A 20,937-nucleotide genomic window follows, 5' to 3' on the forward strand; every position below is an offset into this window, starting at 1 on the left:
GATCTCTCTGGAAGGGAAACGCCTCTCGGCACACAGGGGCAGAGGCCGCTCAGCGGAAGAACTTCCCGGTACCCCGCACAAAGGCGATGGTGGCCACCACTGCCAGCAGTACCAGCAGCAAGGCCACGTCCAGCAGGGCGGTCATATCCATGGCGTAGGCCAGCAGCAGGAGCATGGCAACCGTAGTGGTACCGAAGAGCTCCACCGAGAGCATGCGGTCGGCATGGGTGGGGCCGCGAAAGACACGCAGCAGCCCCGCGAAGAGGTTCAGCAATAAAAAGAGAGCTGCTCCCAGATACCAGGCGCTCATAGGCCATACTCCTGTTCTATGGATTGCTGATCGGCGTCAAGCTTCTCACCGAAAGTTGCGGCCACATGCTCCTCAAGGTCAAAAAGTTGTTTCGCGAGGCGCTCGCGGGTGGCAGTACTGTCGGCCCCCACGGTGTGGATACGCACGAAATCCTCTTCCATGTCGGCGCTGAGCGTTCCCGGCAGCAGACTGATGATGGCCACAAAGAGGGTACGGGCCGGCCCTGGCGGCAGGTGAAAGCGGTAACGCATCCAGAACGGGTAGAGGGGCAGCGCGGGATGGAAGGCGATACGCGCGACGGAAATACCACTTTGCAGGGAATTGGTGACAAAATAGAAAAAGAAACCCAGAGCCTTGCGGGGATGAAAGTTCAGCAGGGGAACCGGGAACAGGGTGACGCTTACCATGGCACCGGCAATGGCAATCAGGCCGATACCCCAGCCCTGGTTACCGGAGACAATCGCCCACAGGAAGCAGAAGAACAGCAGGTAGTAGACATAGAGCAGCAGGCGCAGACGTGGCGAACGAAACAGGGGCACAGCCGCCTCCTTAACCCGGCCCGTGCTGACTGGGCACCGGCCACAGGAAAGCACCGTGCAGCAGGAAGTGCTCCACCTGCTCCACACTCTGGCGGGATTTGCGCTGCACCGATTCGGTGGTATTGAAGGCATTATGGGGCGTCAGGATGACATTCTGCCGCTTCGCCAGTTCCATGGTCCAGCGGGCACTGTCACTGGCGGCACTACCGCCTTCGCGCAGGCTGACGGCCAGCTCCTTTTCCTCCTCATACACATCCAGCGCGACACCGGAGAGCACGCCCATATCCAGCGCCTCAACCAGATCAATGGCCGGCGAGAGCTCGCCCCTGGCGATATTGACAAACACCGCACCCCGTTTGGCCTGCTGAAAGCGAGTGGAGTTGAAGTAGTGGCGGTTGCCGTGGTTAAGGGACATGGAACAGACGATCACATCAGCCCGGCCGATGGCCTCATCGGGGCCCAGGTAGTAGACATCGCGGTGACGCTCATCGATATCGACACCGATCACCTCCATGTCCAGGCCGCGACCGATGCGACAGACCTCGTAGCCGATATTGCCGACGCCCGCCACCATGAGGGTGCGCCCCGCCGCCTCACAACCCGTGATGCCGTCGCGGTGAAACCTGTTGAACTGATCCATCTGCTGGGGCAGACGGCGCAGCAGAGCCATCCACAGGAGCATGGCCTGCTCCGCGACGGAGCGATGACAGTAGAGGGGCAGGTAGCCGGCATGCACCGAGTGGCCGGTTTCCCAACGATAGCGCTGAATATGATCAAAGCCCGTACTGCGGCTGAGTACTCCTTTGAGCGCCGTTGCCCAGTGTCCGGGAATCGCCGACTGAGTACGGATGCTGATGATATCCGCGGGAGGGTGAACGTGGCGTTCCTCCTGAATGGTATGGGCAGTGAACCCGGCCCGAATCCCGGCAGGCAGGAAACGGCGCAGCGCCTCGGCTTCTTCTTCAAAGGCTTCATAGAAAAAAACGTCCAGCATAGACTCTCCTCACGAAGGGCAGGTTTTGATCCCACCGCGTCATTTTTGTACCACAGCAGCGGCTGGCTGAAAATAATCATTCACCCAGGGGACGGCTCCCGTTCCCACACTCAAATGGCGGCTGAAGCAGAAGCTCCGGCTCTGGCCTGCCGATGGCATACCCCTGGGCATAGGCGATACCCAGACGCCGGACTATTTCCACCAGCTCCTGTTCGCTGACAAACTCGGCCACGATGTGAATGCCCACCTTCCCGGCGAAAAAGACAATACTTTCCACTATATGGAGATTCCTGGGGTCGTCGCGCAGACCATGCACCAGTGAGCCATCGAGCTTGATATAGTCAACCTGCAGCTTCATGATGTGTTCAAAGTTGGAGTATCCGCTGCCGAAATCGTCAATGGCAACCTTGCACCCCAGCTCCTTGACCTGCTGAATAAAGCGCGAAACCTCCCCGTAGTTGTCGATACCTTCTGACTCCAGGATCTCAAAAATCACGCGAGCTGCGTTGTGAGGCGTCAGCAGATCCATGATGGACTGGCGGATATCCTCGTTGACGATGTCGGCGTAGGAGAGATTGATGCTGAACATGTAATGGTTGTTGGCAAAGGCTGCAAAGGATTTGCGCAGCATGATCCCCACCAGGCGCGGGTAGAGTTTGGAGCGCTGAGCCACACTGAGAAACTCTCCGGGACTCAGGACCTCGTCGCCATGGCGGATGCGCATCAGACACTCATACTTGGTAATCTCGCAGCTCTGCAGGTCGCAGATAGGCTGAAACACCGGAAAGACACTATCCTCATCAATCGCCTGCCGGATCTTCTGCGTGATGGCAATATTCTGGCGATAGCGCTGCACCGCGTTAAACTCCTCGGAATAGCACAAGGTATTGCGGCGCTGCGCCTTGGCGTGATGCATGGTCATCTCCAGGCGTCCAAGGGGATTGGAAGCCTCGTTGGTGCCCACTACCGTCACATTGAACTGCACATCGGCAATAGCGGGAGGTGTGTGGGAATTATCCACCAGGCAGTCGTGGAGAGTTTCCAGGTAGCGGCTCAGTGCTGAATCCTCAACCCGGGGACAGAGAACCACAAAGTTGTCGCCGGAAAAACGGTAGACCACCCCGCCCTCACAGCACTCCTGAATGCGGCGAGCCAGCTCCTGCAGCAGAATATCGCCACTGCTGATGCCGAATATTTCGTTAATCTCCCGAAAACCATCCACATCCACCAGGCAGAAGGTACGTGGACTGCGCACAAAAGCCAGATCCCTGGCCAGACGAGCGCGATTGCCCATGCCCGTCAGCGCATCCACCAGATACTGACGCTCCAGCTCGACAGCCGCCTGGTCCACCCGGTTCTGCAGACTGTTATTCAGGGCAACCAGCTTCTCTTCGCGATCCTGGATCTGCTTGCGCAGACTCCTCAGCAGGGACATCAGGTTCAGATTATAATTCCAGGCAAAGTACAGCGCCGCCACAATAAAGACCGCCGTGATCAGCACCGAGAAGACAAAGCTGGCCAGCAGACGCTGGCGCTGCTGGTGGGTATGGGAGGCAATAACCTCTTCAATGTCATCAAGATAGAGACCTGCACCAATAATCCAGTCCAGCTCAGGCAGAAGCACCAGATAACTGGTCTTTTCGCTGACGGTTCGCTCGGCATCCGGCTTTTCGTACCAGTAGGTAACCCGCGCCGTACCCGTTTCCCGCAGCTGCTGCAGATAGACTTCGCGGTAGGCAAAACCATGCTTGTCCTGCAATGACGAGTCCATGGGGACACCGACCTGGGAAGGATCTATCGGCAACAGCAGATGCCGGGCAAAATCCGGGCCGCCACGCATACTCCTCACCTCCAGGGCAAAGAAGTAGCCATTGAGCCTCGGACCGATGCGATGCTGGCGCAGGCGCTCCAGAGTCATGGCAGGATCAAACGTGCCCTGGAGCAGCTCTGAGCGAATTATCGTCACCTCGCGCTGCAGGTGCTCGCGCAGAAGAGCAAACTGGCTGTCGATATAGGAATCTTTAAAATCGCTGCTGTACTGCTTCAGAAGCTGAAGCTGCTGATAGGAGTAAAATCCGCTGAGACCGAAAGCCAGAAAGGCAATCAGCAGAACAAACCCCCTCAGAATACGCCTGAAAAGACGCCGCTCGGTTCTGGCCAAAAATTCCGCAGGCATAGGACACCACCTGTGTCTGTATGGAAACGGTTATTGGAGAAAGCGGTACTGACGCATCGTCTGATACACAGGCATGTCAGAAAAATCCTGTCCATGGGAACCACTCTCTTATACCACACCCGACCAGTTCCCACGATACCCTTCTTTGATCCAGGGGAAAACAATCAAAGACAGCACCTCGCACACAGCCCTCAAAGCATCGGGGGAAGAGAGCAACAGCCAGGTTTACCGCAAACGGACACGGAGAAACGCGCAGAGAAAGACAACTGCAGAAAGGCAATTTCTCACACCAAGCTCACAAAGACGCCAAGGAAAGGCAAGGGGATTAACCACGGAAGGCAGGGCAGTTACCGCAAATGGACGCAAATACCCGCGAATGAGGAAATGTCATACAAGGTCTATGGGAAGAGAAGGCGGTACTGTCCGCAGATGGACGCAGATTTGCGCAGATAAATGCAGTGGAACATGAAGACAGGTTTCTCGCGGAGCACGCAGAGACGCAGTGAAAAGGCAGGGAAAGATTTGACCACGGAAAACACGGAGGGCACGGAAAAAGAGGGGAAGACATACCTCTCGCCGCAAAGCTCGCTAAGGAAAGCGCGGAAGTAACCGCGAATGGGAAAGCACATGGAGTGCAAACGACAACGGCAACACCGCAGATGGGGGGAGTAGCTTGTTAAGTCGATCTAAACGCAGAGCATTTCCATGAGCCGATTCAGGAGCAAAATCACATATCTGTCATTTTCATGGATGTTAACAGTGTCCCGTAACATTTACCATGATATCATGCAGACTGAATCGACTGGCGCGACAATGCTTCGCTTCAGAAGTACGCTTTTTCAAATTGCATGTTTAATGGAGAAACTGGCTCAGGTGAAAGCCTGATTTCATTCGCGTTTATTCGCGTCCATTCGCGGTTGTCATCGGCTGTTCCGTTTTTCCACATCCGTCTTTATCCGAGTCCATCCGTGGTTACAAACGGCTGCTAGGATTTCCCCTGGCGTCTTTGCGCCTTGGCGTGAGAAACTGCCTTTCTCTATTTGCCTTTATCTACGAAATCTGCCTCTCCTCTTTCCGTGCCCTCTGTGTATTCCGTGGTTAATCTCACCGCCTTTCCTTCGCGTCCCTGCGTGCTCCGTGAGAAACCTGTCTTCACCACCCTGCATTTATCTGCAAATCTGCGTCCATCTGCGGATAATATCTCTTGTTTTTGCAGCTCCCCATTCGCGTTTATTCGCGTCCATTCGCGGTTGTCATCGGCTGTTCTGTACCCGTGTCCATCCGGGTTTCTTCACTCCCCTGCCAACGCTATTGCCTCGTGCAGGTCGATGGCCCCGGTATAGATCGCTTTGCCCGCGATGACTCCGCAGATGCCTTCATGTTCATGCTCTTTAAGGCGACGGATGTCGTCCAGGGAGGTCAGGCCGCCGCTGGCGATGACGGGGATGCTGATGCTGCGGGCCAGGTTGGCGCACTCTTCCACGTTCATGCCCTGCATCAGGCCATCGCGGGAGATGTCGGTGTAGATGATGGCTTCCACTCCGGCGTCTTCCAGGGATTTGGCCAGTTCGGTGGCGCGTACGTCAGTGATTTCGGCCCAACCGTTGACGGCAACCATGCCGTTCTGGGCGTCTATGCCCACGCGAACGCGGCCGGGGTAGGCGGCGCAGGCCTGGCGCACGAATTCGGGGTCGGAGACGGCCACGGTGCCCAGGATGGGGTTGGTAATGCCGAGCTCCATGACGGTGTGCAGGGTTTCCATGTTGCGGATGCCGCCGCCCAGCTCTGTTGGTATATTGATGGCCGAGACTATCTGCTTGATGGCTTCCTGGTTGACGGGTTTGCGGGCGAAGGCGCCGTTGAGGTCGACGATGTGGAGCATGGCGGCTCCGGCGCTGGCCCAGCGGGTGGCCATTGCAGCGGGGTTGTCGCCAAATACGGTTGCCTGCTGCATGTCGCCCTGTACGAGGCGTACGCAATTTCCGTCTTTAAGGTCTATGGCGGGTATTACCATCATGGGGATTTATCCTTTTTCTGCGAAATTTTTGAGTATCTGGAGTCCGGCGGCGGAGGATTTTTCGGGGTGGAACTGGGTGCCGTAGAGGCGGCCTTTCTGCAGGGCGGTGCAGTAGGTGATGCCGTATTCGGTCTGGCCCAGGATGGCTCCGGGTTCCTGCACGTCGCAGTAGAAGGAGTGGACGAAGTAGAAGTGCTCCTGCTCTGCCAGACCCTGGGTCAGGACACTGGGCTGCAGAAAACGCACGGTGTTCCAGCCCATCTGGGGGATTTTCAGTTCGGCGGAGACGGCGCCGCGAAAGGGTTTGACTTCGCCTTTGATGACTCCCAGCCCTTGGTGGGTGCCAAATTCGTGGGAGCGCTCCAGCAGCATCTGAAAACCGACGCAGATGCCGAGCAGGGGCTTGCCGTCGGCGATCCACTGCTCAGCCAGGGGGCGCAGGCCGGAGGCTTCCAGGCCCTTCATGCAGTCGCCGAAGGCGCCGACTCCGGGCAGCACCAGTTTGTCGCACTGCTGCAGCTGTTCGGCGGTGGTGTAGAGGTGGGCTTCGACGCCCTGAACTTCAAAGGCTTTCTGGACGCTGCGCAGGTTGCCGATGCCGTAGTCGAAGATGCCAACGCGGGGGGTGCTGCCCATCAGAGGACTCCCTTAGTGGAGAGCACACCGTCGCGGTTGCGGGCCAGGGCCTGCCGGCAGGCGTGGGCAAAGGCTTTGAAGCAGGCTTCGATGATGTGGTGCTTGTTGGTGCCATAACGCACGTTGATGTGCAGGTTCATGTCGGCACTGGCGGCCACGGCGGCGAAGAATTCGCGCACCAGCTCCACGTCAAAGCTGCCCACCTTGCCGGTGATTTCAAAGCCGTTCATGACGAAGCAGGGGCGTCCGCCAAAGTCCACACTCACTTCCACCAGGCTTTCGTCCATGGGGATGACGGCCCAGCCAAAGCGGGCCATGCCCGACTTGTCAGCGGCGGCTTCCTGAAAGGCCTGGCCGAGGCAGATGCCCGTGTCTTCCACGCTGTGGTGGTCGTCCACGTGCACATCCCCTTCAACGCTGAGTGTGAGGCCAAAGCCGGAGTGTTTGGCAAAGGCTTCCATCATATGGGTGAAAAAGCCGACGGGGGTGCGAATTGACGCGGCTTCAGGCGTGGTATCAAGATCCAGCTGCAGGTGGATTTCCGTTTCGCGGGTCTTTCTTGCAATGGACGCGGTGCGTGTCATGGGAACTCCTTCAAGGGGTGCGGTTTCATACAGGCGGCAGTTCCCCGTCTACCACAGGGGAATGGGTTGCCTGGGAGGCTGCGTGTCGAGGGCATTGAGCATCAGGGTGTCGCCAACCCGGCACAGCCCCTGGGACAGCTCGACGTTATTCAGGGCTCGCCAGAAGAGGGTCGTATCGTCACCGCCACGGTGGTGCGGACTGAGTACCACCACCACATCGGGTGCCAGTGGGGAGCTGTCTTCCACGGCTTGCCTGGCATCGGCAAAAGATGACGCAAAGCAGAAGGCGATCCGCCTCTGCTGCCCGTGCCAGGCAAAGGCGAATTCTACACTTTTTTGTCGCATTTGCTCAAGGAGCTTTTGCCTCTGCGTGGACAAAGCCCGCCCATTGCTGGCAGAACCGGTGGCATTCACCACCAGACACCCGTCATGCAGAGAAATTCCCCGCTGACAGTCCAGACCGGCAAGCGCCGTCTGCCATGGTGGCCAATGAAGACCGTCATGGCTGACCACAAAGACCAGCAGCCGCGAGCGGACGAAGGGCTTCAGCCTGCGCAGCAGGGGAAGGATATCCGCGACATCGGTGCCGGGTTTCAGCAGGATCAGGGCGGCACCGTGGTACATGCCCCACGGGAGAAAGCGAAAATCCACAATGCCTGGCAGCCTGTGATTCAGCAGCGGTGCAAGCATGCGCTCCACCACGCCGCCCAGCACATGGCTCTCGGTGGGCGGCCTGCCGGTGACAATGCCCTGACACACGGGCCGCGCCTTCAGCCACATGCGTTCCAGGTGAAAAACCGGGCAGGGTCGGGGTTCGGTATAGTAGCCGGTATGGTTTCCGAAGGGGCTTTCCCGTTGCTGTTCGGTGGGATGAAGAAAGCCGCTGAGCACGATCTGCGCATCGGCGGGAATCTCTGCTCCTGCCATGGAGACCAGGGGCAAGGGACCACCCAGCCACTGGGCGAAGCTGATCTCATCCAACTGGGGTGGCAGGGGAGCGGCGGCGGCCACCAGCAGGGATGCCGGCACCCCCAGGGCAATATGCACGGGCAGGGGCTCTTCGCGCTGGCGATACCGCTGAAAGATCCGCTCGCCATCGCTGCCGGGCAGGAAATGCACCGTGGCCGTTCGCGGGCCGAGAATACCAATCCGGTAGATGCCGGCGTGGGTGATGCCATTGGCCTCGTCGCGGGCGAAGAGCACTGCGGCGGTCAGGAAGCTGCCCGTCTCGGCGGGGAAATTGCGCTGGGCGGGCAGCAGCGCCAGGGAGGCGGATTGATCAAGGCTATGGGGAAATGCGGCACTCCTGTCCTGATACTGTCGCCGGGGCTCCTGCAGGGCGCTCCAGGCGGTACGCCAATCCGCTGACGGCTGGAGCAGGGTATCCAGGGCCTGACGCACCCTGCGGCTCAGGTCATCGGCGCAACCGATGCCCAGCGCCCTGAGCAGGCGCGCTTCGGTGGAGTAGGTGTTGAGCACCAGTGAGATGGGCAGCGCGGCTGAAGCTGGCGCATGCAGCTGCAAGGCGCAGCCCTGGTCGCCGAGGCGCAGCTGCTCCAGGGCCATCCGGGCTGCCAGCGTCGGGGCGTACTCACCCTGGACAGCGTGTATGATTTTGTGTTCTGAATCCAGGCGCGTGAGGTAGTCGTCCAGTCGCAAAAGGTTCTCCATAGGTATCATCGGGTGAGGGTTCTGAAATTTTTTTTTGAGGAAACAGCATTTTATAGTATGGTGAGTTCGTTTTCCAGGCAACAATACTGCCTTTGCACAGACATGAACCTGGAGCTTGAAGCAGACTTTTGGGGCAGGTTGTAGAAAAAAATGCGTGAACACATTGTGGATATTGGCTCTTATCTCCTCTCCAGCCATCTGGACGATGTATTGGCAACACGCTCACTGGTGTCCAATGTGGCCATCTGCGTTCACGACCAGCAACGACGCCTCGGTGGCCTCTTTCACTTTGCCCTGCCTGAATGCACCATCTCCGACAACAACCCATATCTCTACGGAATTCCTGGGCTGGCCCTCTTTTTTGAAGCCTGTTATGGCGCCGGCATGGATCCTGGAAGAATCCGCATCGGCCTTGCCGGTGGCGGCGGACTGCCGGGAAACCCGGTTTCATCGGGACTGGGAAGCCATAACCGTCGGGTACTGCTGGATTTTCTGAAAAAAGAGCGACTCCCCATAGCCGCCGCCAGCCTCGGTCAGGCCGCTGATGCCTGCTCCCTGCGCCTGCATATCGGTACGGGAAAAATCATGACCTTTCGCATTGGATGTTCTGAGGAGGAACCCCTATGAAGCCCTTGACCCTGGAAGAGTTACTGCAGAATATCAACACCCTTCCTCCCATCCCCAGCCTGGTCATCCATGTGCTTGAGCTGCTGGACGACAAAAACTCCGACACGCGGCTTATTTCCGACCAGCTGGCCTGCGACCCGGCGCTGACGGCGTCCATCCTGGCGGTGTGCAATTCCGGCTACTACTCCGTGCGCCAGGAGATTACCAGCATCCAGATGGCCATCTCCTACCTGGGACGCAATACCATCAAGCGGATTCTCATCACTTCACTGGTCAGTCGTTACTATCAGAATCTGCCCAAAGGATACGAGGCATATCCCGGCCAGCTCTGGGAGCACTGCATCGCGGTGGCGATTTTCGCCGAACTGCTGGGCGAGCACTCAGCTCAGCTCAACCGCGACACGCTCTTCACCGTGGGTCTGCTCCACGATGTGGGGAAAATCGTCCTCAACAGCCTGCTCCATGAGGAGTATCAGAAAGTTCTGGAAATAACCCGGCAGAACTCACGGCCCTTTGAGGAGGTGGAAAGGGAATTGTTCGGATTCACCCACGGCGAAGCGGGTGCCTACCTGCTGGAAAAGTGGAAAATGCCTTCGGTTTTTATCGATGTGGCGCGTCACCACTGCTCGCCAGCGCCATCACACGCCCCCGAGGTGCACGTGGTGGCAGCCGCCAACACCATGGCACGTTCCATGGGCCTTGGCACCGATATATATATCGTCGAGTGCGCACCCGATCACCCGCTGCTGGACAAAATCTCCCAGCAAGAAGGGCTGATGGAAGATCTCATCGCCCGCTTCCAGCAATCGTTCCAGCGTACCAGCGAGCTCTATCGCAACGCGGTGAAATAACCCTGGAGCACTGCGTGCAACGCCGCAGATAAGGGCTTCCCAGCCTGTCAGAGGTGACGGGGAGACGGTTTGTGCGCAACCCCGGACTGACTCCAGCTGGCAATGCGCCGATCATCATACTTGATGTGATTCACCAGCCACTCCACGATCTCCCGGTGAAAGACTTCAGCGAGCCCTTCATTGAAGCCTTCCTGTTTAAAGCGGTTCTTGAATTCCACCAGACGCGTGATGTAGTAGCTGTGAGCTATGCGGTGGGAGAGGAAATCGGGAAAATCACTCTCAATCATAATGCGCTCTTCATGGGAAAAGTGCGCAATCACGTAATCCAGCAAAAACACCACAAGATCCAGAATTTCCAGCTCTTCTTCAAAGGAAAACTCGTGGGGCGCGTTCAGGGAGGCAATGCACTGCCCCATCCGCTTCACCAGTTCCCGGTGCTGCGCGTCAATACTCTCATTGTGGGTCAGCAGCTCATCGCTCCACTGACATTCGGGGATATTCCATCGTGCCATAATAACTCCTTGTCTGGGTTCGCGCGCATGCGCGTGTCGTGAGAAAACTTCAGCTGGTTACGGGTGTTCCGGATGCGCGGCAATGGTGGTGCGATTCCTGCCAGCGCGTTTTGAGGCATACATGGCCTGGTCGGCCCGGGCCAGGAGAGATTCGTGGCTCTCGCCGGCAACATGACTCGCGGCGCCAAAACTGGCTGTCAGGCGCAGTGAGATGTCAGCGCTGAGCTGACCGCCTGCTTCCAAGTGGAAGACATGCTCCGCAATATGACGGCGAATGTGCTCGGCAAGCTGATAGGTCGCCGCCAGGTTGGTCTGCGGCAGGATGACGATAAATTCCTCGCCCCCGAAGCGGAATACCAGGTCATCACGACGCACGTATTCGCCGAGTTTCCGGGCAAAGAGCTTCAGGACACTGTCCCCACAGAGGTGCCCGTAGGTATCGTTGATCTCCTTGAAGTTGTCTATATCCATGGCTACCAGACCCAGGGGATGACGGTGCTCTCCAAGGCAGATCTCCTGAAGCATCTCCTCCAGCACCTGGCGGTTGAGCAGGCCCGTCAGGAAATCCCGTCTGGCACGCTGTCCCAGTTCCTCATAGCGTTGTCGCAGGGCTTCCATACGGTGTAATGACTCCTGCAGGGAGCTGCGCATCTTGCCGTACTCCCGGGCCACGGCGCCGATCTCATCGCCCAGGATGTGAACAGCTGTTTCCAGGCTGACATGACCCTGGCTGACCTGTTCCTTCAGTGATTCCAGCTTCTGCTGGCGATCGTCACCAAACTGGTCAAGGGTGGCGGAAAGGCGCTCGAGTATGAGCGCCACCATCTTCTGGCTCTCCTCCTGGAGTTTGAGACTCTGCCCATCGACGGCGGGAAAGTGCCGCTGGTACAGAACATCCAGCGAAGTCTCGTCGATGGATTCCAGCGCGTGAATATCGCGGGAAAGCGCAGGGTTCACCCCGGCATAATGCTCGAAAAAAATCTGAAAGTAGTCGGGGGTAGCAGGCAGACCCTCTTCGCGCAGACGGGTCAGTGCCTGGCGCGAAAGGCCGGATATCTCCCCTTTCAGGTGGGCATACTTACCCATAGTACGCCTTTCTGCGCACCCAGATAATCCAGGCGCCGAGGACAAACATAATGGCACTGGCGAGGTAGGGCACAGCAATGCCGGCCAGCAGCAGATCGTCGGCGCGGAATGTGGAGGTGAAGCTGCGAATCAGCGCGTAGCTGATCAGGTACCAGCCAAACAGCTCGCCCTTGACCAAATGGCGACGCAGGGCAAAGAGCACCGTGAAGACAAAGAGGTTGAGCAGCATCTCATAGAGCATGACGGGATGAATGGGGATGCCGGGGAATTCGTTACCGGCGATGGAACCAGGGGGGAATACCACTCCCCATGGCATGGCAGTGGGAATGCCGTGGGCATCGCCGTTCATGAAATTGCCAAAGCGTCCGAAGGCCTGGCCCAGCAGCACGCACAGGCCGGCGATATCGGCAATATGCCACAGGTCAAACTTCTGGCGTTTGCCGTACCACCAGGCAGCCATGGCGCCACCGATCAGACCGCCGTGAATCGCCAGCCCACCCTGCCATACAGCCACCATGGCCAGCAGGTCGCCAGCATAGTACTCCCAGTTGAATGCCACATAGTAGACGCGGGATCCGATAATGCCACCGATAAACGCAAAGGAGACCATATCGAGGATCTTCTCGGTGGGAATTCCCAGCTGCCGCTCCCGGACAAGCTTCTTCATGATCAGAAAGCCACTGAAGGCGGCAAGAATATACATGAGGCTGTAGTAGCGCAGCGAAAAGCCGAATATTTCCACAATAACTGGTTGCATGGGTACTCCGTTGAAGTGCCTTTGAAATGTATGCAGAAGAGGTTTCGAAAGTTCCGTCAAGGCAAGCCGAGTATATGTTTTCCATTGGTTTTTATCAACGGATTAATGTATATACTAAGGTTCGCCAACTGGCGTCCGCAGACGGATGCGATCCTCGGAAAACACCTGTTTTCCCGGATTTCCCGTCCCATCAGGGAGGTTTTTTTGCAGTATCATGTTTTTGCCGTTGGTCCGCTTGAAGCAAACTGTGCCGTTCTCTTCGAAAGCCCTTCCGGGGATGCCGTTGTCATTGACCCCGGCGGCGATGCCAACACCATAACCCGCTTTCTTGACGAACACCACCTCACCCCCCGCTACTTTCTCCATACCCATGGCCACTTTGACCATGTCGGCGCCCTGAGCGCTCTGAAAAAGAAGTATCCCGACGCCACCTACCTGATCCACCAGCAGGACGAGACGCTGGCCATGCACGCCGACAAGACCGCGCAGCTCTACGGGCTGCAGGCCCTGCCCGCCACGGCGGCCGACGCCTACCTCTCTGCGGAGACATCGCTGCAGCTGGGAGCCAGTCAGATCACCGTCATTGAAACCCCCGGCCACACCCCCGGCGGCGTCTGTTTCTACCTCAACGAGGAAAATCTGCTGTTCTCCGGCGACACGCTCTTCCAGGGCAGCATCGGGCGCACTGACCTGCCCGGCGGAAACTACGACCAGCTGATCCACTCCATCAGAACCAAGCTCTTTGGGCTGCCCGATGAGGTAGTGGTGATCCCCGGCCACGGCCCCCGCACCTCCATCGGCGCGGAAAAGAAGCATAACCCTTTTTTCCGATACATGTAATACGGCACAGGAGGAATTGTGCGCTACTCACAAGCATTTCTGTTTACAGCCAAGGAGACCCCATCCGACGCCGAAGTCATCAGCCACCAGCTCATGCTGCGCGGCGGCTACATAAAGAAGACGGCCGCCGGCATCTACTCCTACCTGCCCCTTGCCTGGCGGGTGCTGCGCAAGATAGAAAACATCATCCGCGAGGAGATGACACGGGAAGGCGCTGAAGAGCTGATGATGCCCGCCGCCCTGCCCGCCGAGCTGTGGATGGAAAGCGGGCGCTGGCAAAAATACGGGCCAGAGCTGCTGCGCTTTCAGGATCGCCACGGCCGCGACTTCTGCATCGGCCCGACCCACGAGGAGGCCATTACCGACATCGTGCGCCACGCCGTCAGCTCCTACCGCCACCTGCCCAAAAACCTCTACCAGATCCAGACCAAATTCCGTGACGAGATACGTCCACGCTTCGGCCTGATGCGCGGGCGCGAGTTCATCATGAAAGACGGATACAGCTTTGATGTGGACGATGAGGCTTCCGCCACTACCTACGAAAAGATGTACCGCGCCTACTCCAGTATCTTCCGGCGCTGCGGTCTCTCCTTCAAGGCCGTCGAAGCTGACTCGGGGCAGATCGGCGGCTCATTCTCCCATGAGTTCATGGTGCTGGCCAACTCGGGCGAAGACGGCATCGCCAGCTGCAGCAAGTGTTCGTACGCTGCCAACCTGGAAAAAGCCTTCAATGGCAATACCTATCAGTGCACTCCCCGTGGCAGCACCACCGGAGAAAGAGTCTCCACGCCGGGCCTGAGCTCCATGGAGCAGCTCTCAGAGTTCTTCGGCCTGCCAGCGGCAGCCCTGGTGAAGTCCGTCGCTTTCATGGACGAGGAGGGTACGCTCTGCCTCGGCTTTGTACGCGGCGACCGCGAGGTCAACCAGGTGAAGCTGGAGCGGCTCAGCGGCAAGGCCCTCCATGCCGCCGATGGCGAAGCCCTGGCCAAAGCCGGCGTCGTGGCTGGTTACATGGGGCCCATCAATCTGCCCGCCGATACCCGCTACTGGCTTGACCCGAGCCTGCGCTCACTGGATGAGATCATCTGCGGCGCTGGCGAAGCGGATTTCCATCTGCGCGGCCTCAGCCCCGCTGTCCTGGACGAAAAGCGCTTTGCCGATATCAGTACCGTCATCGAAGGCGACTGCTGCCCGCGCTGCCACAGCGAACTCAATATCCTGCGCGGCATCGAAGTCGGCCATGTTTTCCGCCTCGGCACGGTCTACTCCCAGTCCATGAAGGCTACCTACCTGGATCGCAACGGCAAGGAGCAACCCATGGTGATGGGCTGCTATGGCATCGGCGTCGGTCGCACGGCCGCAGCCGCCATTGAACAGAATCACGACGACAAGGGCATCATCTGGCCCATGTCCATTGCCCCCTATCAGGTGGTCATATGCACAGTGAACCCCTCCCGCGATGAACAGAGCCGCGCCACGGCCGACAGCCTGTACGAGCGTCTGGCAGCCACCTGCGATGTGCTCTATGATGACCGCGACGAGCGGCCAGGCGTGAAGTTCATCGACAGTGAGCTCATCGGCATCCCCCTGCGCCTGACCATCAGCCAGAAAACCCTGGAGCAGTCCAGCGTTGAAATCACCATCCGCAAAAGTGGCGAAAAATACCTGCACCCCCTGGAAACCATCAGCGAGGAAGTGGCTCGACTGATCCAGCAACAGATGGAGGCATGCCTGTGAGTATTCTCAAAAACCTTGTGCGCTTTGCGTTACTGGCGTACCTGATCGTTTTCGCCTACCTGAACAGCGGCTCCGTGCTCATCGCCCTCTACCCCGGCGAAGAGCGTGACGTACCTGCCGTGCTGCTGGTCATTGCCGCTATTGCCATCGGAGCGGCGGTTATGTATCTTACCATGATCATAGACCAGCTCCACCTGAAGGCCGAAATCAAGAGGAAGCAAAAACGCCTGCACCAACTGGAAGACGAGAACCGCAAACTCAAAGAAGTCACCGTTGAAAAAATTCCTGTGGAAATACCAAAAGGACATTCGGAGCATGCTGACACGACTCAAGACTAAAGGCTCCTCCAGTGACGAGAGTCACCGCAAGGACTATGTCTTTGAGGGCATCCAGAAGGCCCTCAGCCTGAACAGCGAGGACAAGTACGCCTACCTGGCGCTTGGCCAGCTCCTGCGCGAGCGCGGCGAACTGGAACAGGCCATCAAAATCCACAAGACCCTCCAGATCAGCGCGGATCAGGATATCTTCATGCGTTCCCTGCTGGAGCTGGCCAAGGACTACAAGGCCGCCGGCCTGCACGATCGCGCCAAGGAATCCCTCAAGGAGTTCCTCTCCCTGAAAGACTCCATCGAAGGCTATGCGCTGCTCATCGAAGTGTGCATCCAGCTGGTTGAATACGAAGCGGTGGTTGACGCCTACAAGAAGCTCTCCCGCCTGACCGGAGAGAACTATCAGTACGAGATCTCCCTCTTCCTCTACCTCCTCTACGAGCAGACAGAAGACCAGAGCTTCCTGAAATCGTCCCACAAGCAGTACCAGCGCAACTTCTTTTCGAACCTGGCCTTTGCCCGCGAACATCGCGACAGGCCCGAAAAGGGGCTGCCCTACCTGGATGTGGCCCTGGAGGCCCCCCACGCCGTGGGGAGCATGATCTACCCGTTCATGGAGAGCGCCTACCAGGACTACCTGGGCAAGGATGGCATCCGCCAGCGCTACCAGAAGCGCCTGGACACTTTCGGATTCGAGGTCTCCACGGTGCAGCACTTCAGCCACTACCTGTATATCAGCGGCTACAAGCAGGACGCCTTTGATCTGCTGGAAGAGGTCATCGCCCGCGGTGAAACCTCGGTGCACATCTTTCACATGCTGGCCATGCTGCACTACCAGGAGGGCAACACCGAAGAAGCCAGTCGCGTCTTCATCCACCGCTACCCGCTGAACCAGGAAAGTTTCCGCTGCTCTCACTGCGGTTTCGTCTCCCGCAAGTACCAGCTGCTCTGCCCAGGCTGCTCCTCCATCGGAACCATGGACGAACAGTTCTCCCACTTTACCCTGGCAGCACTGACCCAGAGCCTGCAGGAGAAGACATTCCTGAAGCTCTTCCCCCTCAAGCGCCGGGAAGACAGCACCTGAACATGACCCCAAAGCTTCCATGCTTTACTATACGGGAACAAAATTGTCTCAAGGAGTACACATGTCCAGAACCTTTGCCATGATTAAACCCGATGCCGTAGAACGCGCCATTTCCGGGAAAATTATCGCGAAAATTGAAGAAGCCGGCTTTAACATCGTCGCCATGAAAAAAGTTCAGCTGAGTCTTGCGGACGCCCAGGCGTTCTATGCCGTCCATAAAGAGCGTCCCTTCTTCGGTGAACTGACCGAGTTCATGAGCCGCTCTCCCATCATCGCCCTGGCGATGGAAAAACCCGACGCTGTCGCCGCCTGGCGCAAGCTCATGGGAGCCACAAACCCCGCTGAAGCGGAACCCGGCACCATTCGTAAGGAGTTCGCCCTCAGCATTGGCGAAAACGCGGTGCATGGTTCTGACAGCGATGAAAACGCCGCCATAGAGATCAGTTTCTTCTTCAACCACTTCGAACAGGTGTAAGGTCTGCGCAACCCGATGAAAAAAACCGCACTGCTTGTCATTCTGTGCATAACCTCAGCAGCACTTCTGGCCTCACCGGCCGCCGCGCTGACCATTGAGGCGCGGGGAGTCACCCTGCCAAGCCAGCAGGTCAACTACAAGACCCAGGCCATTGACCGCAGCCGCGCCAAAGCCATACTGCGAATGGTAGCCACGGCCTCCGAAGGCGTCGGCGAACAGTACCTCACCGGCATAACCGCCAAGGAGGCGCTGGCCGCGTCCCAAAGCTTTGTGCGGGGCTACACGATACTGGAAGTGGCTGAGCGCGATCTGCTCTACCAGGTGAACATCGCCTGGGATATCGATATGGATGCACTGGAAGCCCTGCTCTTCTCACGCCTGCTGGATGAGGCCATCACCTGCACGGTACTGCTCTATCAGGTCAAGGAGAGCCACAGCCTCTGGGATACCCTGGATACCCTGGGGTCCCAGGATCATGTACACCTGGACAAGATCCTGCTGATGGATGACAACAAGGCACTTTTCTCTTTGCGCACACAGGTGAACCCCTCTCAGATGCTGGCTCCTCTGCTTGCCACCTACCAGGTGAGTCAGGACGAGAACTGCTATATCATCATTGAGGCCAAGAAAGAGGAAGAATCATGAGCATAAAACTATTCACATCTGAGTCGGTTACCGAGGGACACCCCGACAAGATTTCCGATCAGATATCCGACGCCATCCTCGATGGCATCCTCTCCCAGGACAGCCATGGCCGGGTTGCCTGTGAAACCATGGTCTCCACAGGACTGGTGATCGTGGCCGGGGAAATCACCACCAGCTGCTATGTGGATGTTCCCGAGGTAGTCCGCCAGACGATCCGCGAGATTGGTTACACACGTGCCAAATACGGGTTCGACTATGAAACCTGCGGCGTCATCAGCGCCATCAACAAGCAATCCCCCGATATCGCCATGGGCGTTGATGTGGGTGGCGCCGGTGACCAGGGCATGATGTTCGGCTTTGCCTGCCGGGAAACCGAAGAGCTCATGCCTCTGCCCATCACCCTGGCCCACAAGCTGACCATGCGCCTGGCAGCGGTACGCAAAAACGGGACCCTGAGCTACCTGCGCCCCGACGGCAAAGCCCAGGTGACGATCGCCTACGAGGGCAATCGCCCGGTATATGTGGACACGGTGGTCGTCTCGACCCAGCACTCGGAGTCCGTAACCCAGGACATCATCCATCATGACATCATCGAGCAGGTGATTAAGCCGATTATCCCCGCCGAACTCTTTGACGAAAGCAGGATCACCTACCATATCAATCCCACTGGAAAGTTCGTCATCGGCGGGCCCATGGGAGACTGCGGCCTGACAGGACGCAAAATCATCGTCGACACGTACGGGGGCATGGGCCGCCACGGCGGCGGCGCTTTCAGTGGCAAGGATCCCTCCAAAGTGGATCGTTCCGCTGCCTATGCCGCCCGCTGGGTTGCCAAGAACGTCGTCGCCGCAGGCTATGCCGACCGCTGCGAAGTCCAGCTGGCCTACGCCATCGGCGTGGTTAAACCTGTTTCCATCAACGTCAACACCTACGGGACAGCCACCGTTGATGAGGATCGCATTGCCCGTGCCATCCAGGAAGTGTTCGACCTGACGCCCAAGGGTATTATCACCAGCCTTGACCTGTTGCGTCCCATTTACCGGCCCACTGCCGCGTATGGACACTTCGGACGGGGCGAATTCTCCTGGGAGCAGACGAACCGCGTGGACATGCTGCGCACCCAGCTGGGATAAGCTTCCCCCGCATCTGAGCATCCGGCGGCATGGATATCCATGCCGCCGTTTCTTATCGGATCCAACTCCCCCGCCGCAAAGCGCTCCATCGCTCCCTGCGCCATAAGAGGCCAACATGCTGACGGTAGCCGACTTCTATGAACATAACCGCAATATCCTGGGTCTCAGGATTCTGGTGGCAGCGAATTTTTCCGCCACGATACTCCAGCCACGTATCCAGAAAAGCGGCCTGGCACTGACCGGGTACACCGAATTCGTTCACGAAGACCGCATCCAGATCTTCGGCCAGACCGAGATGGGCTACCTGGGCTCAATAGGCCGCGCCGAAGCGACCCGCAAACTGGAGTCCTTCCTGACCTTCCCCTTTCCGGCGGTGCTCATCACACACCATCCCCAGCCTATCGAACCCTGGATGCTGGAACTTTTCACCAGACATGGAGTCGCCCTGCTGCAGACCGTGCAGACCTCCAGTCACGTCATCGCCACGGTCACTCGCTATCTTGAGTTTGAGCTGGCGGAGCAGACAACCCTCCACGGTGGCATGATGGATATATTCGGCGTCGGAATGCTGATTACCGGGGAGAGCGGCATCGGCAAAAGCGAATGCTGCCTGGACCTGATCACCAGTGGTCACCGCCTGGTGGCCGACGATGTGGTTCTGGTAAAAAATATCTCCGGCGAACTGGTGGCCTTTTCCAACAATGAGCTGGAGCACCATATGGAGGTTCGTGGACTGGGCATCATCAATATCAAGGATATTTTCGGCGCGGCCAGCGTGCGTCGGCGCAAAAAAGTGGAGCTGATCATTGAGCTGCAAAGCTGGGAGCGCCAGAATGCCGCTCAACTGGAGCGACTGGGAGATACCAGGAGTTTTCGCCATGTTCTCGACATCGACATTCCCGTGGTCTGCCTTCCGGTGACTCCGGGAAGGAACATCGCCAAAATTCTTGAGGTGCTGGCACGGAACACCATTCTGCAAAACATGGGATATCAGACGGTTGAAACTTTCATGAGCAAACTGCATAATCGAATCCAGTCCAAAACCGCAGACGGCAGTACGGGAGGCGCGTAGCCATGGAGCTTGTATTTATTGCCGGACAGAGTGGCGCGGGGAAAACCGCTGCCGCCGCTGTCCTTGAGGATCTGGGGTACTACCGTGTCGACAATATTCCCCTGACCATGGTGGAAGCCCTCATCGATGAGCTGCGCAAGAGCTCCTTCGAACGGATCTGCGTTGTCATCGGCGGCTACCAGCTCACTTCACGCCAGCTGGATCTGCAGCAGTACTTCATGGAGCTCTCCCGCAAAGGCATCCGCGTCCGCTCGCTCTTCCTGTGTGCCGACGACGAGGAACTGATTCGCCGCTTCAACATCACCAGACGCGCCCACCCCTTTTCCGGAGAGCTGGCCAGTGCTTTGAAGGAGGAAAAGGACAGCATTTACCGCTGGTCAGAGTTCTTTGAACTGGTCATCGACACCACCAGCCTGAGCATTCACCAACTTAAGGAGAAGCTCGTGGTGCTCTTTGCCAAAGGGCAAACCCCGCGGCGCCTGACCATATCCTTTGTTTCCTTTGGTTTTAAATATGGTATATACAAAGGAGCTGATAATGTGGTGGACGTCCGTTTTCTTCCCAACCCGCACTTTGTGGCGGCACTCAAAGAAAAAACGGGCCTGCAGCAGGATGTCTACGACTACGTCATGGAGGCGCCCCTGACCGGAGAGTTCCTGACCCTCTGGCAACAGGTCTTTGACTCTCTTTTCCGCTGGTATATCCAGGAAGGAAAGTCCTACGCCACCATCGCCTTTGGCTGTACCGGCGGCAAACACCGCAGTGTTTCCCTGGCCCGCTACTGGTCGGAGTACTACCAGCAGCGCGACGATTACCATGTTTTCGTTTACCACAGGGATATTTCTCACCCCTGAAACTCTCT

General features: G+C 57.8%; 22 protein-coding genes. 11 read left to right on the forward strand and 11 right to left on the reverse strand.

Features of this window, described 5'->3' with window-relative positions:
• Window positions 1-49 precede the first annotated feature (49 nt).
• The 8 genes from SELIN_RS09645 to SELIN_RS09685 form a co-directional block, all read right to left on the reverse strand.
• Window positions 50-310, reverse strand: a complete 261-nt coding sequence (locus SELIN_RS09645; protein ID WP_013506477.1) for an MrpF/PhaF family protein — start codon at window positions 308-310, stop codon at window positions 50-52.
• Entirely contained in the window at window positions 307-849 is a 543-nt protein-coding gene (locus tag SELIN_RS14125; RefSeq protein WP_013506478.1) for a Na+/H+ antiporter subunit E, read from the reverse strand. The genes SELIN_RS09645 and SELIN_RS14125 overlap by 4 nt, the downstream gene beginning before the upstream one ends.
• A 10-nt stretch (window positions 850-859) precedes the next feature.
• On the reverse strand, window positions 860-1,843 hold the full coding sequence (locus SELIN_RS09655) for an NAD(P)-dependent oxidoreductase (RefSeq protein ID WP_013506479.1): 984 nt from the start codon (window positions 1,841-1,843) through the stop codon (window positions 860-862).
• A gap of 76 nt (window positions 1,844-1,919) precedes the next feature.
• On the reverse strand, window positions 1,920-4,019 hold the full coding sequence (locus tag SELIN_RS09660; RefSeq protein ID WP_013506480.1) for an EAL domain-containing protein: 2,100 nt from the start codon (window positions 4,017-4,019) through the stop codon (window positions 1,920-1,922).
• Window positions 4,020-5,310: 1,291 nt separating this feature from the next.
• Window positions 5,311-6,036 carry a 1-(5-phosphoribosyl)-5-[(5-phosphoribosylamino)methylideneamino]imidazole-4-carboxamide isomerase gene (gene hisA / locus SELIN_RS09670; RefSeq protein WP_013506482.1) on the reverse strand — a complete coding sequence of 242 codons (726 nt, stop codon included), beginning with the start codon at window positions 6,034-6,036 and terminating at the stop codon, window positions 5,311-5,313.
• 6 nt (window positions 6,037-6,042) lie between these two features.
• Window positions 6,043-6,672: an imidazole glycerol phosphate synthase subunit HisH gene (gene hisH / locus SELIN_RS09675; protein ID WP_013506483.1), complete on the reverse strand. Its 630-nt coding sequence runs from the start codon at window positions 6,670-6,672 to the stop codon at window positions 6,043-6,045.
• Complete coding sequence (hisB, locus tag SELIN_RS09680; RefSeq protein ID WP_013506484.1) at window positions 6,672-7,256, reverse strand: imidazoleglycerol-phosphate dehydratase HisB; 585 nt, start codon at window positions 7,254-7,256, stop codon at window positions 6,672-6,674. The genes hisH and hisB overlap by 1 nt, the downstream gene beginning before the upstream one ends.
• Window positions 7,257-7,304: 48 nt before the next feature.
• Complete coding sequence (locus tag SELIN_RS09685; protein ID WP_198007083.1) at window positions 7,305-8,927, reverse strand: UbiD family decarboxylase; 1,623 nt, start codon at window positions 8,925-8,927, stop codon at window positions 7,305-7,307.
• A gap of 150 nt (window positions 8,928-9,077) precedes the next feature.
• Here SELIN_RS09685 and SELIN_RS09690 point away from each other — a divergent pair, with 150 nt between their 5' ends.
• Both SELIN_RS09690 and SELIN_RS09695 read left to right on the forward strand, forming a co-directional pair.
• The gene (locus tag SELIN_RS09690; protein WP_013506486.1) at window positions 9,078-9,554 is read left to right on the forward strand and encodes a chemotaxis protein CheD; all 477 of its coding nucleotides are present in this window, start codon (window positions 9,078-9,080) and stop codon (window positions 9,552-9,554) included.
• On the forward strand, window positions 9,551-10,405 hold the full coding sequence (locus tag SELIN_RS09695; protein WP_013506487.1) for an HDOD domain-containing protein: 855 nt from the start codon (window positions 9,551-9,553) through the stop codon (window positions 10,403-10,405). The genes SELIN_RS09690 and SELIN_RS09695 overlap by 4 nt, the downstream gene beginning before the upstream one ends.
• A gap of 47 nt (window positions 10,406-10,452) precedes the next feature.
• Here the strand turns inward: SELIN_RS09695 and SELIN_RS09700 are convergent, their stop codons facing one another.
• The 3 genes from SELIN_RS09700 to lgt are packed head-to-tail and all read right to left on the reverse strand — an operon-like array spanning window position 10,453 to window position 12,760.
• Window positions 10,453-10,917, reverse strand: a complete 465-nt coding sequence (locus SELIN_RS09700; RefSeq protein ID WP_013506488.1) for a bacteriohemerythrin — start codon at window positions 10,915-10,917, stop codon at window positions 10,453-10,455.
• 57 nt (window positions 10,918-10,974) lie between these two features.
• Window positions 10,975-12,003, reverse strand: a complete 1,029-nt coding sequence (locus SELIN_RS14130) for a GGDEF domain-containing protein (protein ID WP_013506489.1) — start codon at window positions 12,001-12,003, stop codon at window positions 10,975-10,977.
• The gene (gene lgt, locus SELIN_RS09710; protein ID WP_013506490.1) at window positions 11,996-12,760 is read right to left on the reverse strand and encodes a prolipoprotein diacylglyceryl transferase; all 765 of its coding nucleotides are present in this window, start codon (window positions 12,758-12,760) and stop codon (window positions 11,996-11,998) included. The genes SELIN_RS14130 and lgt overlap by 8 nt, the downstream gene beginning before the upstream one ends.
• A gap of 204 nt (window positions 12,761-12,964) precedes the next feature.
• Here lgt and SELIN_RS09715 point away from each other — a divergent pair, with 204 nt between their 5' ends.
• The 9 genes from SELIN_RS09715 to rapZ all read left to right on the forward strand — a co-directional run bounded on the left by SELIN_RS09715 (window position 12,965) and on the right by rapZ (window position 20,929).
• Complete coding sequence (locus SELIN_RS09715; protein WP_041726031.1) at window positions 12,965-13,600, forward strand: MBL fold metallo-hydrolase; 636 nt, start codon at window positions 12,965-12,967, stop codon at window positions 13,598-13,600.
• A gap of 18 nt (window positions 13,601-13,618) precedes the next feature.
• Window positions 13,619-15,337, forward strand: a complete 1,719-nt coding sequence (locus SELIN_RS09720; protein ID WP_013506492.1) for a proline--tRNA ligase — start codon at window positions 13,619-13,621, stop codon at window positions 15,335-15,337.
• Complete coding sequence (locus SELIN_RS09725) at window positions 15,334-15,675, forward strand: lipopolysaccharide assembly protein LapA domain-containing protein (protein ID WP_013506493.1); 342 nt, start codon at window positions 15,334-15,336, stop codon at window positions 15,673-15,675. The genes SELIN_RS09720 and SELIN_RS09725 overlap by 4 nt, the downstream gene beginning before the upstream one ends.
• Window positions 15,653-16,750 carry a tetratricopeptide repeat protein gene (locus SELIN_RS09730; protein ID WP_013506494.1) on the forward strand — a complete coding sequence of 366 codons (1,098 nt, stop codon included), beginning with the start codon at window positions 15,653-15,655 and terminating at the stop codon, window positions 16,748-16,750. Before SELIN_RS09725 ends, SELIN_RS09730 begins: the two co-directional genes overlap by 23 nt.
• 61 nt (window positions 16,751-16,811) lie before the next feature.
• Window positions 16,812-17,225, forward strand: coding sequence for a nucleoside-diphosphate kinase (ndk, locus tag SELIN_RS09735; protein WP_013506495.1), 414 nt, complete (start codon window positions 16,812-16,814; stop codon window positions 17,223-17,225).
• 15 nt (window positions 17,226-17,240) lie between these two features.
• Window positions 17,241-17,870 (forward strand): hypothetical protein, encoded by a 630-nt coding sequence (locus SELIN_RS09740; RefSeq protein WP_013506496.1) that lies wholly within the window; start codon window positions 17,241-17,243, stop codon window positions 17,868-17,870.
• Window positions 17,867-19,003 (forward strand): methionine adenosyltransferase, encoded by a 1,137-nt coding sequence (gene metK, locus SELIN_RS09745; protein WP_013506497.1) that lies wholly within the window; start codon window positions 17,867-17,869, stop codon window positions 19,001-19,003. Before SELIN_RS09740 ends, metK begins: the two co-directional genes overlap by 4 nt.
• A gap of 115 nt (window positions 19,004-19,118) precedes the next feature.
• Complete coding sequence (hprK, locus tag SELIN_RS09750) at window positions 19,119-20,075, forward strand: HPr(Ser) kinase/phosphatase (protein ID WP_013506498.1); 957 nt, start codon at window positions 19,119-19,121, stop codon at window positions 20,073-20,075.
• 2 nt (window positions 20,076-20,077) lie between these two features.
• The gene (gene rapZ, locus SELIN_RS09755) at window positions 20,078-20,929 is read left to right on the forward strand and encodes an RNase adapter RapZ (protein ID WP_013506499.1); all 852 of its coding nucleotides are present in this window, start codon (window positions 20,078-20,080) and stop codon (window positions 20,927-20,929) included.
• Window positions 20,930-20,937 lie beyond the last annotated feature (8 nt).

Source organism: Desulfurispirillum indicum S5 (genome assembly GCF_000177635.2).
Taxonomy (GTDB): Bacteria; Chrysiogenota; Chrysiogenetes; order Chrysiogenales; family Chrysiogenaceae; genus Desulfurispirillum; species Desulfurispirillum indicum.

What these genes read in the sequence shown, in the direction of transcription:
- SELIN_RS09645 (WP_013506477.1), bottom strand. Translation starts at nt 310, where the DNA reads ATGAGCGCCTGGTATCTGGGAGCAGCTCTCTTTTTATTGCTGAACCTC.
- SELIN_RS09655 (WP_013506479.1), bottom strand. Translation starts at nt 1,843, where the DNA reads ATGCTGGACGTTTTTTTCTATGAAGCCTTTGAAGAAGAAGCCGAGGCG.
- SELIN_RS09660 (WP_013506480.1), bottom strand. Translation starts at nt 4,019, where the DNA reads ATGCCTGCGGAATTTTTGGCCAGAACCGAGCGGCGTCTTTTCAGGCGT.
- hisA (WP_013506482.1), bottom strand. Translation starts at nt 6,036, where the DNA reads ATGATGGTAATACCCGCCATAGACCTTAAAGACGGAAATTGCGTACGC.
- hisH (WP_013506483.1), bottom strand. Translation starts at nt 6,672, where the DNA reads ATGGGCAGCACCCCCCGCGTTGGCATCTTCGACTACGGCATCGGCAAC.
- hisB (WP_013506484.1), bottom strand. Translation starts at nt 7,256, where the DNA reads ATGACACGCACCGCGTCCATTGCAAGAAAGACCCGCGAAACGGAAATC.
- SELIN_RS09685 (WP_198007083.1), bottom strand. Translation starts at nt 8,927, where the DNA reads ATGGAGAACCTTTTGCGACTGGACGACTACCTCACGCGCCTGGATTCA.
- SELIN_RS09690 (WP_013506486.1), top strand. Translation starts at nt 9,078, where the DNA reads ATGCGTGAACACATTGTGGATATTGGCTCTTATCTCCTCTCCAGCCAT.
- SELIN_RS09695 (WP_013506487.1), top strand. Translation starts at nt 9,551, where the DNA reads ATGAAGCCCTTGACCCTGGAAGAGTTACTGCAGAATATCAACACCCTT.
- SELIN_RS09700 (WP_013506488.1), bottom strand. Translation starts at nt 10,917, where the DNA reads ATGGCACGATGGAATATCCCCGAATGTCAGTGGAGCGATGAGCTGCTG.
- SELIN_RS14130 (WP_013506489.1), bottom strand. Translation starts at nt 12,003, where the DNA reads ATGGGTAAGTATGCCCACCTGAAAGGGGAGATATCCGGCCTTTCGCGC.
- lgt (WP_013506490.1), bottom strand. Translation starts at nt 12,760, where the DNA reads ATGCAACCAGTTATTGTGGAAATATTCGGCTTTTCGCTGCGCTACTAC.
- SELIN_RS09730 (WP_013506494.1), top strand. Translation starts at nt 15,653, where the DNA reads ATGCTGACACGACTCAAGACTAAAGGCTCCTCCAGTGACGAGAGTCAC.
- ndk (WP_013506495.1), top strand. Translation starts at nt 16,812, where the DNA reads ATGTCCAGAACCTTTGCCATGATTAAACCCGATGCCGTAGAACGCGCC.
- SELIN_RS09740 (WP_013506496.1), top strand. Translation starts at nt 17,241, where the DNA reads ATGAAAAAAACCGCACTGCTTGTCATTCTGTGCATAACCTCAGCAGCA.
- metK (WP_013506497.1), top strand. Translation starts at nt 17,867, where the DNA reads ATGAGCATAAAACTATTCACATCTGAGTCGGTTACCGAGGGACACCCC.
- hprK (WP_013506498.1), top strand. Translation starts at nt 19,119, where the DNA reads ATGCTGACGGTAGCCGACTTCTATGAACATAACCGCAATATCCTGGGT.
- rapZ (WP_013506499.1), top strand. Translation starts at nt 20,078, where the DNA reads ATGGAGCTTGTATTTATTGCCGGACAGAGTGGCGCGGGGAAAACCGCT.